This window comes from Rhizobium sp. SG570, from assembly GCF_012275345.1.
GTDB lineage: Bacteria > Pseudomonadota > Alphaproteobacteria > Rhizobiales > Rhizobiaceae > Rhizobium > Rhizobium lusitanum.
This window is the reverse complement of sequence record NZ_JAAZQI010000027.1, coordinates 12,091-23,875: the sequence shown is the minus strand read 5'-3', so window position 1 is coordinate 23,875 and position 11,785 is coordinate 12,091. Positions and strand designations below refer to the sequence as shown.

Below are 11,785 nucleotides of genomic sequence, written 5' to 3'. Positions count from 1 at the left end.
TCCTGACTGATCTCGGCCACCGTGGATGACGAGCATCCGCTCGTTGATGGCATCTACGATGCCATCAACGAGCGGATGCTCCGATCAGCCGATTGCAGCAGTTCGAAAGCGGCATAGCGACGTTCGTGCAGCACCTTGATGGCGCCGTGCGCCGGCGAGAACAATTTCGCCAGCCGTGACATGGCCGCCATCGCTTCCGCGAGCGAGCCATAATGTCCACCGGCCGTAGCGCCCAGCATGGCCGCCCCGAGAAGAACCGGCTCTTCAGTGTCGGCAACAGCGACAGGTATGTTGGCCGTATCGGCCAGAAGCTGTCGCACAAGGCCGCTCTGGGCGGCACCGCCGCTCGCAACGATGAGATTGCACGCGATGCCATCCAGAGACAGCTTTTCGAGCAGCTGCCGCAAGCCGTAGCCGATGCCGCAAAGGCCGGCGACATAAAGCGCGACCAGATCGTCGATGCCGGTCTCCAGCGCCAGACCCGAGATGACGGCACGGGCGTCGGGATCAGCGAAGGGTGAGCGGTTGCCGAGGAATTCCGGCACCACCTGTATGGATTTGGCGAGCACGACCGCGTCAGACGCATTCTTGCAGGCTTCGCCTGCCTGACGATCGAGCCAGGCGACCAGCGAGAGGCCCTCCGCCTCGGCCCTCGCCCGCGCTTCGTCGGCTGCGGGATGCATGGTGACGAGATGGTCGATGGCGGCTCCAGCCGCCGACTGCCCGCCTTCCGTCAACCACAGGCCGGGCACCATGGCCGAATAATAGGGGCCCCACACGCCATCGACGAAAACCGCCGTCTCGCTTGAGGCCATCGAGCAGGCTGATGTGCCGAAGATGTAGGCGAGCCTGTTGCTGATATCGGCATTCCCCTTGGCGTCCTGGCCACCTAAGGTGCCGACGCCGCCGGCATGAGCGTCGATCAGGGACGCGCCGACGGGCGTGCCGGCTGCAAGGCCCAGATCACGGGCCGCAGCTTCGCTCAGACCGTTCCCCAGGGGAGTGCCGGGCTCGACGATGTCAGTGCCTATTCTGGCAAAATCCTCGTCAGCCAGTTCTCCGACGCCGATATCCCTGAAATATTGGGCGTCCCAGCGCTTTTCATGCGCGAGATAGGTCCATTTGCAGGTGACCGTGCAGATTGATCTCGTCAGTGAGCCCGTCGCGCGCCAGGTCAGATAATCGGCAAGATCGAAAAAATGATCGGCCGCTGCGAAAGATTGCGGCAGGTTTCGCTTGAGCCAGAGGAGCTTGGGGGTCTCCATTTCGGGCGAGATGCGGCCGCCGACATAGCGCAGGACGGCGTGATTGCCGGCATTGATTTCCTCAGCTTCGCGGGCGGCGCGATGATCCATCCAGACGATGATATTGCGAGCGGGATCGCCGGACGGACCGACGGCCACCGGCGCGCCATCCGCCCTGACCGCGACAAGTGAGCAAGTCGCATCGAAGCCGATGCCGGCAACATCGGTTGCCACTATGCCAGCAGTCGCGACAGCTTCCCTGACGCTGTCGCAAACGGCCTTCCAGATCTGCTCGCTCGACTGCTCGACTATGCTGCCGGCCTCGTGCCAGATGGTGATCTGGCGTTTGGCCGAGGCGAGCAGATGTCCCCGCGCGTCGAAGACGCCGGCGCGGGCGCTGCCGGTTCCGACGTCGATGCCGATGAAATAAGGTGCCGTCATCAGAGATCCGTACTTAAAGGCAGGATCACCAGATCCCGAATGACAATGTTACGTGGCCTCGATAGCATGAAGAGGACGGCTTCCGCCACTTCGGTCGCTTCCATAAGGCCGCCGGCGGCGATCGTCTCGTCCAGCTTCGCCTTCGGCCAATCGCTAATCAGCGCGGTCACCACGGGCCCTGGCGCGACTGCGCCGACACGGATGCCATGCTTGGCGACCTGGCGGCGTACGGTATGGACGAATGCCTGAACCGCATGTTTCGAGGCCGTATAGATCGGCTCCCAGACCACCGGCACCAGGCCGGCAATAGAACTGGTCATGATGATGTCGCCGGTCTTCCGCTCGACCATATGCGGCAGCACCATCCGGACGGAACGGAAGGCCGCGTTGATATTGAGATCCAGCATCCGATCCCAGGCATCGGGATCACCATCCACGACCTCGCCGCCAATATAGGCGCCGGCATTGGCGTGGAAGATGTCGAGTTTGCCGAATTTCTCCAGAATCTGCGGCATCATGGTGGCCACACTTGCAGGGTTCAGAAGGTCGATGACCACGGGATGGGCATTCGGTCCCAGGTCGGCGCAGAGGCTTTTCAGAGTATCCTCGGCTCTGTCGATGAGGGCGACGCTGGCGCCCTCGTTCAAAAGCGATTTGGCGCATTCCAGCCCGATCCCGGAGGCGGCCCCGGTGATGGCGGCGATTTTACCGGCAAAATCCTGTCTCATATCAATCCTTACTTTGTGATGAAATCAGCCACGACCATGCGAGGCGCGAGACCGGCGAGCCAGAGAGTCGACGATGACAGCGATGGCAAGGACTGCGCCGGTGATCATGTAGCGAAGCGCCGACGACAGATCGAGCATCGTAAGACCGCTCGCGATCGACTGGATGACGATGATGCCCAGTAGCGCCGAATAGGCGTTGCCACGGCCGCCGAAGAGGCTGGTGCCGCCAATGACGGCTGCGGCGATCGCATTCAGGTTGACGTCTCCGGTGCCGGCCTGCTGGCTGGCCGAGGCCAGACGCGCTGCGGCCAGCACACCGCCGAGGGCTGCAAACATGGCGCAGAGCACGAAGGCGCTCGTATAGATCATCCGCACGTTGATGCCGGCACGCCGCGCAGCCTCCCGGTTGCCGCCGACCGCTGACATCGACCGGCCCCATTGCGTGCGCGTCAGCGCGTAGTCCATCAAGATGACCAGCACCACGAACAAGGCGAACATCCAGGGAATGCCGCGATCCCGATTGAGGTAGAAGGCGACGAATTCAAGAGCCACGGTGATGGCGACGGCTTTGGCAACGAGGCCGCCGGCGGAAGGAGCCGACAAGTTCGCCTGCTTGCGGCGACGAACTACGGCGAAGCCGGAAAACAGCATCACCACGCCGGGGATGAGCGCAAACAGATAGGCGAGCGGACGCGGAATGACCAGGAGTTGGCCGAAGTTCACGATCGCCGAACCATAGGGCAGATTGATGGAGCCGGTGGCGCCGAGCAAATAGAGCTGCATGCCGAGTACGGCGAGCAATCCCGCCAACGTCGAAACGAAGCTTGGCATGCCCAAACGGTTGAAGAGCAAAGCGTAGATCGTGCCGATCACACCACCGAAGACAAGCGCGGCGAGGATGGCGAGTACCACCGGCCAGCCTTCATTGACCCAGAGCATGCCGACCATGGCCGAGGCGAAGCCGCTGATCGAGCCCACCGAAAGATCGATCTCGCCGACCATCAGCACACAGACGATGCCGAGCGAGATGATGCCGACCGTCGACGCGTCGAACAGCAGATTAGCGAGATTGTTGCTGGAGAGGAATGTCGGGTTGAGCGCGCCGAATACCGTCCAGATGATGACGAGGCCGACGACGACTGGCAGGGAGCCGAGATCGCCTGACCGTACCTTGTCGATGGACGAACGGATCGTGGCGGCGATGCCTGTTTCATGGCTGACGCGAACGTCGCTTCGGTCGAGCAACACGGCCGGCTGCTTCATGTCCTGGTTCATAGCTGGCCCCCTTCTCTTTGTTCCTGTTGGGCCTGACGCCGCCCGGCGCGCCGCGACACGGCATTTTCAGTTGCGCCGGTGATGGCGCTGACAAGTTCCTGGTTCGAGGTGTCGGGATAGAAGATGCCGTTGTTGCGGCCGAGGCGCAGCACGACGATACGGTCGGCCACGGCGCGCACGTCCTCCATGTTGTGGCTGATCATGAGCACGCCGAGCCCCTTGTCGCGGACGCGTTCGATCAGGTTCAGCACCTCCGCTGTTTGCGCCACGCCGAGCGCGGCTGTGGGCTCGTCCAGCATGATGAGCTTCGGCTCGAGCAACAGCGAGCGGGCGATGGCCACCGTCTGCCGTTGGCCGCCGGAAAGCGAGGCGATGGGAATGCGCACGCTTGGGATGCGCGCAGCAAGCTCATTGAGGAGTGTCCAGGCACGCACCTCCATCGCGGTCTCGTCGAGCTTCAGCGGGCTGAGCTCCCGGCCGAGGAAGATGTTCGCCACGACATCGAGGTTCTCGCACAGCGCCAGATCCTGAAAGACCGTGGCGATGCCGAGATCGAGGGCTGTGGCGGGATCGCTGAGCGTGACCGGCTTGCCTGCGAATGTGATCGTGCCGGCGCTCGGCTGGTGAACGCCGGCAAGGATTTTCACGAGCGTCGATTTGCCCGCGCCGTTATCGCCGACAAGCGCCACGACCTCGCCGGCATGTACATCGAGATTGATATCAGTCAGTGCCGAGACGGCGCCGAAATGTTTGGAGACACCTTGCAGGCTGAGCACCAGCTCGCCTGTCGGGGCTCTTTGACCGGAAGCGTCAATCATGTTTCGCCACTCTCTCGGTTTGCAGTGATGGTCGGTTCATTTCCGGCCGCCGAAGCGGCCGGAGCATATCGATTAGCTATAGTCAGCTGCCGATACCGAGCTTCTTGCAGCCATCCGCGTAGCGATCGGTGCAGAGCTGGTCGGGCGTCTGGATCGGCTTGCCGTTGACGGCCTTGTCGATGATTTCAGCCTTGAGATTGTCGGCCGTAACCAATGCCGGCGTGAAGAGCTTCGTCGGCGTGTCGAAGAGTTTCGTGTCCGCCTTCGGCGTTTCGCCTGAGAGCAATTCTATCGCGACATTGGCAGCAGCCGCGGCGACGATCTCGCTCGGCTTGGAGATCGTGTTGTACTGATCGCCGGAAATGATGAGCTGCAGGCCGGCGATGGTGGCGTCATTGCCCGTGATCGGCGGCACCGGATCGAAGCCTGCTGCCTTGAAGGCCGCCACCGCAGCGCCGCCCGTGCCATCATTGGCCGCGACCACGCCGAGGATCTTCTTGCCAAAGCGGGTGATCTGGCCACTTGCCCATTGCTGTGCCTTTGGTGGCGCCCATTCCGGCGTGTCGAATTCGGCGAGCACGGGATAGCCGCCCTCGGCGAGACCGGCATGGATGCCCTTCTTGATGAGGCCGGCCGCCGCATCGGTCGGCGAACCGTTGATCTCGAGCAGGCCGCCGTCACCGGCCTTGACGTTCTTGGCCTTCAGCTGATCGACGAGCGATTTCGCGATCATCTTGCCGATCTCTTCGTTGTTGAAGGACACATAGTAATCGGCAGGGGTCGACGGGATCGGGCGGTCATAGGCGATGACGCGAACGCCCTGGCTCTGGGCCATTTTGACCAGCGAGGCAGCGGCGGTGGAGTCGACCGGGTCGAGCACGATTGCCTTGGCACCCTGCGAAATCGCCGAGTTGAATTGCTGCTGCTGGCGCGAAGCATCGCCATTGGCATTCTGGTAGATGACCTTGCAGCCGGCGCAGAGCTTCTTCATCTCCGCCTGGAAACCGGGAAAGTCATGCTCTTCGTAACGCGTCGAACTCTGGTCTGGCATCAGGAAGGCGACGGTTGCGTCGGTCACCTTGGCGGATTGCGCGAATGCGGACGTGCCGCTCAGAAGACCAACCGCGAGCGCGGCTGCGCCAGCGATTTTCAGTGCGAGATGGTTCATTGGAAATTCTCCGTTCCAAATGGTAATGGTTTCCCTCGATCATCGCGGCCCTAAGCACGCGATGCTCTTGTTCGACGTCCCCTGGCGACGGTCGTCCGACCGTGGCAGCGGCTATTTTTCGGACAAACGATCTCCTTCGGGCGACAGAGGTGCCCGTTCGCTTGGCCTGAATTGTTGTCTCTCCTCCCTGTCCTCCCCTTGGTTAGGCGGCCTCCACCGCACGAGCATGCTGTGCCAACAGTGATCTGAACCGTGAGGGCGCCATGCCCTTCTGATCCAGAAAACGGCGATTGAAATTCGAGATATTGTTGAAGCCGGCGGCAAAGCAGATGTCGGTGATCGACATATCCGCCTTGCTCATCAGCAGGTGACAGGCGAAGTTGACCCGCAGTCGGTTGACATATTGCACCAGCGCCATGCCGGTGTGGCGGCGAAAGCTGCGCGAAAAAGCGCTCGGGCTCTGGCCCGTCAACTCGGCGAGGTCACATTCGCTGAATGGCTCGGTCAGATGTGCATTGATATAGGACAGCGCCTGATTGACACCCGCGGACATGAAGCCAGACGGATCCGGCTGGTAACCGGCGCTGGCAAGCGAGCGCGTATCCGAGGCACTGCTCATGGCGTCGAGAATGTTCATGAAAAGCTCGATACGGCGGATGCCGGTCGCCTCAACCAACTCACCAAGGATTGGGCCGACGATTGCGGCAGTCTCGGGCGTGAAGAGCGCACCACGGCGGCTCGTTTCCAATATGCCTGCGCAAGCGGACAGTTCCGGGAAGACCCTGCTCGCATCGGCAAAGAAGGATTCGGAAAATTGCAGGACGCGGCAGCGCAGAGGAAGGGTGACGCCGACCGGGACGTCGCTCACCCAATTATGCGGTAGGTTCGGCCCCGTCAGCACCAGATTGCCCGGCTCGAACTCGCCGATAAAATCGCCGACAAAGTATTGCCCGGTGGTCGCCACGACATGATGGATTTCATACTCGGGGTGAAAATGCCAGCGAACCGTGCGGTAGGGATAGCCATGCTCCCAGGCCTTGAAGGACTCGCCGCTGCCGATCGCAACAACTTCCAAATCGGGGTTCATCAGCCAGCCTCCTTTCGCCCGCCCGTGCTCAATCCGGTTGCGGGGCCTCCTCCCAGAGGCCATCACGTCTTCTATGTGGTAAATCTACGCCTCGTATTCGCCCCCCGCTACTACGCCCTGAACGCTCGGCCGATACTTTTTTGACATGAATGGCCCCTTCGTTGGCCAAATGTGCAGTGCAGTATGACAAACCGCAATGCGAGGGGCGTGGCGATATTATGAAGCGACTTCAATCCAGATCGTTGCGGATGCATGCCTTGAATTGTCCCGGCACGACTTCGCGCAACTCGGGCACTGTTGCTGCACATGCATCGAGAGCATGCGGACAACGCGTTCGGAAGACGCAGCCGCTGGGCGGGTTTGCCGGGCTGGGAATGTCGCCCTTCAGGATCTGGCGGTCGCGCCGGGCATCCGGATCGGGGGACGGAATGGCTGATAGGAGCGCGCGCGTATAAGGATGGCTGGGGCGGGCATAGAGATCGGCGCCCGCGGCGATCTCCATGATCCGCCCGAGATAGAGTACAATGACCCGATCGCAGACATATTCGACGACGGCGAGATCATGCGAGATGAACAGCATGGTCAGGCCGAGCCGCTGCTGCAGGCCGCGCAACAGATTGATCACCTGGGCCTGGATAGAGACATCCAGCGCTGAGACGGGTTCGTCGGCCACGAGAAACTCCGGTCCGAGCGCAAGCGCGCGTGCGATGCCGATCCTCTGTCGCTGGCCGCCGGAAAACTCATGCGCATAGCCATTGATCGCCTCTGCCGGCAGATCCACCTGCTCGAGCGCTGCTCGCGCCCTGTCGAGCCGATCCAGGCGATGGCCGATACGCTGTATCTTCAGGCCTTCCGTCAGGATCTCGCCGATGGTCATGCGTGGCGATAGGCTGGCGAAGGGATCCTGGAAGATATACTGCATGCGTGGCCGCATGCGTCGCAACGCTCCCGCGCGAAGACCGGTGATCTCGGTGCCATCGAAACGGACGCTTCCGGCGGTGGGCTCGACGAGCCTGAGGACAGAGCGCCCTATCGTCGTCTTGCCGCTACCAGATTCACCCACGAGCCCCACGACCTCCCCCTTGCCGATATCGAAGGAGATATCGCGAAGGACGGCAAGCTTTGCGCCTCGGGAGACATAGTCCTTGGCAAGGCGGCGCACGGAGAGAAGCGGTTCGGTCATCTAGATCTCCCGCCAGCGGATACAGCGGCTCGCATGCCCCGCACCAACAGTCTCCAGAGCCGGCACTGCTTCGGCGCAGGCGGCAATGGCGTGAGAACAGCGCGGTGCGAAGGCGCAGCCTGGAGGCATCCTGGTCAGTCCCGGCACGACACCCGGAATGGCGGCCAGCTGTTCGCCGGCTTGCCGCATCCGCGTTGCCTCGCCGAGGCGCGGCATGGAGGCAAGCAGCCCCTGCGTATAAGGATGCCTTGGATCGCGAAACACTGTTCCGACCGGTCCTTCCTCGACAATCCGGCCGGCATACATGACGGCGACGCGATGGGCGATTTCGGCCACCACACCGAGATTGTGGGTGACGAAAAGGATCGCCATGCCGCGCTCCCGTTGCAGCCGCTGCATGAGTTCGAGGATCTGCGCCTGGATCGTGACGTCGAGAGCCGTTGTCGGCTCGTCTGCGATCAGCAGCACCGGGTCGCAGGCGAGCGCCATGGCGATGGTCGCCCGCTGCCGCATGCCGCCGGAAAGCTCATGCGGATACTGCCGCACCCGCCGCTCCGCATCGGGGATGCCGACGCTCTCCAACAGCGTGATAGCCTTGCGCATTGCCGTCCTGCGGTCAGCCTTGCGATGGATGCGGATCGGTTCGGCGATCTGGTCGCCGATGGTCAGCACCGGGTTGAGGCTCGACATCGGCTCCTGAAACACCATGCCGATATCATCGCCGCGTATCGCGCCCATATGCCTGTCGTCCAGGGTGGCGAGATCGCTGACGACGCCTTGCTTGTCCCGCAGCCTGATACTTCCGGCGGCAATGACGCCGACATTGCGCGTCAGCAGCCGCATGACTGAAAGACTGGTAACCGACTTGCCGGAACCGGATTCCCCGACCAGCGCCAGGGTCTCTCCAGCGCCAATGGTCAGGTCGACATCCCGCACCGCCGTCAACTCGCCGCCACGGGTACGGAAGACGGTCCTCAGCCCCTTGATGTCGAGAACGGGTTCGGCGGCCGGCGTCATCATATCTGGAGCAGCCCCGTTTCCCGCAGGATCCCATCGATCCTGGCCGTCTCTTCCGCATTGAGCGGTGCGCGCGGACGCGGCATGATGGCGGTATCGATGATGCCGAGGCTTTTCATCGCTGCCTTGAAAGCGCCGATGCCGGACGCGCCGCCGCTGACGCGGCCCTGCGCCACCCAGACGATCTCGAACAGGCGGCAAAGCCGCTCCTGTTCGCGCCGCGCCGCGACCCAATCGCCTCGCTGTGCCGCATCCCAGAGGCGGACGTAGCCATGCGGATCGACATTGGCGATACCGGGAACCACACCATGCGCTCCCATCAGCAAGGCATTGTCGACGACGATCTCGGAGCCGGTCATCAGGAAGACGTCCTTGTGATCGGCGAGATCGAGCAGCGCGTAGCGGAAGTTGCCGTCGTCGCCGCTGGAATCCTTCAGCCCGATGATGGTGCCTTCCTTGGCAAGGGTCACCACCGTCTGGCGCAGCAGCTTCACATGCACGCAAACTGGAATGTCATAGGCGACAAGCGGCACGTCGACGGCGTCGCGGATATAGCGGAAATGATCGAGTATCTCGGATTGGCTGGTGACCGTGTAAAACGGCGCCGTCACGACGACGGCATCCGCCCCGGAAGCCCTGGCGATCTGCGAATGGGCGATCACGCGGTCGGTAGTCGCGTCGATAGTGCCGACCAGCAGCGGAACGCGGCCATTCACGACCTTGGCCGAATGTTCGATGATCTCCCGCCGTGTCTTCTCCTCATGGAAGACGACTTCGCTCGTCGAGCCCAGCACGAAGACGCCATGGCAACCGGCCTCGATCAGATGCTCCAGAACCCGCGTATAGGATTTGTAATCCACCGTGAAATCATCATTCAGCGGCGTTACGACGGGGGGCACCACACCCTTGAATTTGCTCATTGTCTCTTTCTTTCCTGGTTCAATGAAGCTCGGCGCGCGGATCGAAGGCATCCCTCAATCCGTCGCCGATGAAATTGATGGCAAGGACGGCAAGAATCAGCGCGGCGCCGGGAAACAGCCATTGCCAGGGATATTGTTCAAGGACGGCGGTGGAGCGGGCGGCATTCAGCATGTTGCCCCAGCTTGCTGCCGGCGGGGCAATGCCAAGCCCGAGAAAGGAGAGCCCCGCCTCCAGCAGGATCGCATTGGCAACCTGGGTCGTCGCGTAAACCACGAGAATATCGATACAGTTCGGCATGCCGTGACGCAGCAGAAGGTGCGGCAGCCCGGCGCCCATGCCGCGCGCGGCCGTCACGAAATCGCGTTCGCGCAATTCGAGCAGCCTTGAGCGCACCATGCGCGCAAGCAGCGGCCAGGACAGCAGCGATATGACCGTGATCGTCGGCAGGATACCGGTGCCGGTGATGGAGGCGAGCACCAGCAGGAAGATCACCGGCGGCAGGGTCATGACCAGATCGACGAAGCGCATGCTGAGCGCATCGGCCCAACGACCGGCAAAGGCCGAAATGGAACCGAACAGGAAGCCGATCAGCGCCGAAATCAAAGTGGAACCCGCAGCCACCATCAGCGAAATACGACCGCCTTCGAGGACTCTCGCAAAGACATCGCGTCCGACACCATCGGTTCCGAACCAATGCGTCGCATTGGGTGCGGAATTCATCGCCAGAAGGTCGATGTCGTTCGGCTGGAACCGCCACCACAGCGGATAAGACAGAATGAACACCAGCATCGGCGCGGCGATGCAGACGCCAAACAGCGCCGCTCCGTTCAGCCGGAAGCGGTCGAATGCGCGGGCCAGAGGGCCGTGACTTGGTCGTTCGGTTCGCGCCAGCATCGCTCATCCCACCTTGATGCGCGGATCGACCACCGCATAGGCGATGTCGGTCAGCAGATTGACGACGATGACACAGGCGCCGACGACCAGCGTTGCTCCCATGATCACAGGGTAATCACGGGTCGTGACCGCATCGACGAGCAGCAGGCCCATGCCGGGCCAGTTGAAGACGCTCTCGATGAAGATCGCCCCGCCGATGGCAAGCCCAATGGTCGAGCCGATGACGGTGACAACAGGCAGCAGGGCGTTGCGCAGAGCGTGCTTGACGATAACCCAGAACTCGACCACGCCCTTGGCCCGCGCGGTGCGCACATAATCCTGGTTGAGGACTTCGAGCAGCGAGGCGCGCATGTAGCGCATGATCAAAGCCGCCTGGGCGACCGCCAGAAGTGCGGACGGCAGGATGAGATGCCGGAGCAGGTCGCCAAGAGAGAAATCCTCGCCCGGCGTCAACATGCCCCCGGATGGCAGCCAGCCGAGACGCACGGCAAAGATATAGAGGCCGAGAAGCGCGCTCAGGAAGGCCGGGCTCGATATGCCGGCCAGCGCCAGGACGGAGAGCGAAACGTCGGTTACGGAATTGCGCCTGACGGCGCCGATGACGCCAGCGGCAATGCCGGCGACGATCGCCATGATAAGTGCGGAGCCGATCAGCAGGAGAGTCGGCCCTATGCGCGACAGCATCAGCGTCAGCACCGGCTGATCCAGCCGCTTGATCGAATAGCCGAAATTGCCGTGCAAGGCCTGCTGCAGCCACCCGATATATTGCACCGGCAAGGGCTGATCCAACCCAAGTCTATCGCGCAGATCGGCCATGGCAGCCGGAGACAGCGGCGTGCTCGGATCGATATAGGCATCGATGGGATCGCCTGGTGTCAGCCGCAGCAGCACGAAGACCAGCATGCTCAGCGCAATGAGCATGCCGATACCGATCGCCAGACGCTTGAGACAGGAACGAAGCATATCGAATCCGCGCTTGAAGGATGAGCCAGCCGCAGCCCGCGACCGG

At 62.3% G+C, this 11,785-nt stretch carries 11 protein-coding genes; all 11 read right to left on the bottom strand.

The window, feature by feature from the left end; genetic code table 11:
• Positions 1 to 53: 53 nt before the first annotated feature.
• Positions 54 to 1,685 (bottom strand): FGGY-family carbohydrate kinase, encoded by a 1,632-nt coding sequence (locus FHT28_RS32625; RefSeq protein ID WP_168598507.1) that lies wholly within the window; start codon positions 1,683 to 1,685, stop codon positions 54 to 56.
• A complete protein-coding gene (locus tag FHT28_RS32620; RefSeq protein WP_037197379.1) occupies positions 1,685 to 2,413 on the bottom strand; it encodes an SDR family oxidoreductase in 729 nt (242 codons plus the stop codon). The genes FHT28_RS32625 and FHT28_RS32620 overlap by 1 nt, the downstream gene beginning before the upstream one ends.
• Positions 2,414 to 2,437: 24 nt before the next feature.
• Positions 2,438 to 3,688, bottom strand: coding sequence for an ABC transporter permease (locus FHT28_RS32615; RefSeq protein ID WP_037197378.1), 1,251 nt, complete (start codon positions 3,686 to 3,688; stop codon positions 2,438 to 2,440).
• Positions 3,685 to 4,506 (bottom strand): ATP-binding cassette domain-containing protein, encoded by an 822-nt coding sequence (locus tag FHT28_RS32610; protein WP_037197377.1) that lies wholly within the window; start codon positions 4,504 to 4,506, stop codon positions 3,685 to 3,687. Before FHT28_RS32610 ends, FHT28_RS32615 begins: the two co-directional genes overlap by 4 nt.
• An 82-nt stretch (positions 4,507 to 4,588) precedes the next feature.
• Positions 4,589 to 5,674, bottom strand: coding sequence for a sugar ABC transporter substrate-binding protein (locus FHT28_RS32605; protein ID WP_168598506.1), 1,086 nt, complete (start codon positions 5,672 to 5,674; stop codon positions 4,589 to 4,591).
• A gap of 202 nt (positions 5,675 to 5,876) precedes the next feature.
• On the bottom strand, positions 5,877 to 6,761 hold the full coding sequence (locus FHT28_RS32600) for an AraC family transcriptional regulator (protein WP_037197375.1): 885 nt from the start codon (positions 6,759 to 6,761) through the stop codon (positions 5,877 to 5,879).
• Between the two features lie 229 nt (positions 6,762 to 6,990).
• On the bottom strand, positions 6,991 to 7,944 hold the full coding sequence (locus FHT28_RS32595) for an ABC transporter ATP-binding protein (RefSeq protein ID WP_168598505.1): 954 nt from the start codon (positions 7,942 to 7,944) through the stop codon (positions 6,991 to 6,993).
• Positions 7,945 to 8,961 carry an ABC transporter ATP-binding protein gene (locus FHT28_RS32590; RefSeq protein WP_168598524.1) on the bottom strand — a complete coding sequence of 339 codons (1,017 nt, stop codon included), beginning with the start codon at positions 8,959 to 8,961 and terminating at the stop codon, positions 7,945 to 7,947.
• Entirely contained in the window at positions 8,961 to 9,881 is a 921-nt protein-coding gene (locus FHT28_RS32585) for a dihydrodipicolinate synthase family protein (protein WP_168598504.1), read from the bottom strand. The genes FHT28_RS32590 and FHT28_RS32585 overlap by 1 nt, the downstream gene beginning before the upstream one ends.
• Before the next feature lie 19 nt (positions 9,882 to 9,900).
• Positions 9,901 to 10,776 carry an ABC transporter permease gene (locus FHT28_RS32580; protein ID WP_037197372.1) on the bottom strand — a complete coding sequence of 292 codons (876 nt, stop codon included), beginning with the start codon at positions 10,774 to 10,776 and terminating at the stop codon, positions 9,901 to 9,903.
• 3 nt (positions 10,777 to 10,779) lie between these two features.
• Positions 10,780 to 11,739, bottom strand: coding sequence for an ABC transporter permease (locus tag FHT28_RS32575; protein WP_168598503.1), 960 nt, complete (start codon positions 11,737 to 11,739; stop codon positions 10,780 to 10,782).
• Positions 11,740 to 11,785: the final 46 nt, after the last annotated feature.

Coding starts and splice junctions, on each gene's coding strand:
- FHT28_RS32580 (WP_037197372.1), bottom strand. CDS start 10,776: ATGCTGGCGCGAACCGAACGACCAAGTCACGGCCCTCTGGCCCGCGCA.
- FHT28_RS32595 (WP_168598505.1), bottom strand. CDS start 7,944: ATGACCGAACCGCTTCTCTCCGTGCGCCGCCTTGCCAAGGACTATGTC.
- FHT28_RS32575 (WP_168598503.1), bottom strand. CDS start 11,739: ATGCTTCGTTCCTGTCTCAAGCGTCTGGCGATCGGTATCGGCATGCTC.
- FHT28_RS32610 (WP_037197377.1), bottom strand. CDS start 4,506: ATGATTGACGCTTCCGGTCAAAGAGCCCCGACAGGCGAGCTGGTGCTC.
- FHT28_RS32615 (WP_037197378.1), bottom strand. CDS start 3,688: ATGAACCAGGACATGAAGCAGCCGGCCGTGTTGCTCGACCGAAGCGAC.
- FHT28_RS32600 (WP_037197375.1), bottom strand. CDS start 6,761: ATGAACCCCGATTTGGAAGTTGTTGCGATCGGCAGCGGCGAGTCCTTC.
- FHT28_RS32605 (WP_168598506.1), bottom strand. CDS start 5,674: ATGAACCATCTCGCACTGAAAATCGCTGGCGCAGCCGCGCTCGCGGTT.
- FHT28_RS32625 (WP_168598507.1), bottom strand. CDS start 1,685: ATGACGGCACCTTATTTCATCGGCATCGACGTCGGAACCGGCAGCGCC.
- FHT28_RS32590 (WP_168598524.1), bottom strand. CDS start 8,961: ATGACGCCGGCCGCCGAACCCGTTCTCGACATCAAGGGGCTGAGGACC.
- FHT28_RS32585 (WP_168598504.1), bottom strand. CDS start 9,881: ATGAGCAAATTCAAGGGTGTGGTGCCCCCCGTCGTAACGCCGCTGAAT.
- FHT28_RS32620 (WP_037197379.1), bottom strand. CDS start 2,413: ATGAGACAGGATTTTGCCGGTAAAATCGCCGCCATCACCGGGGCCGCC.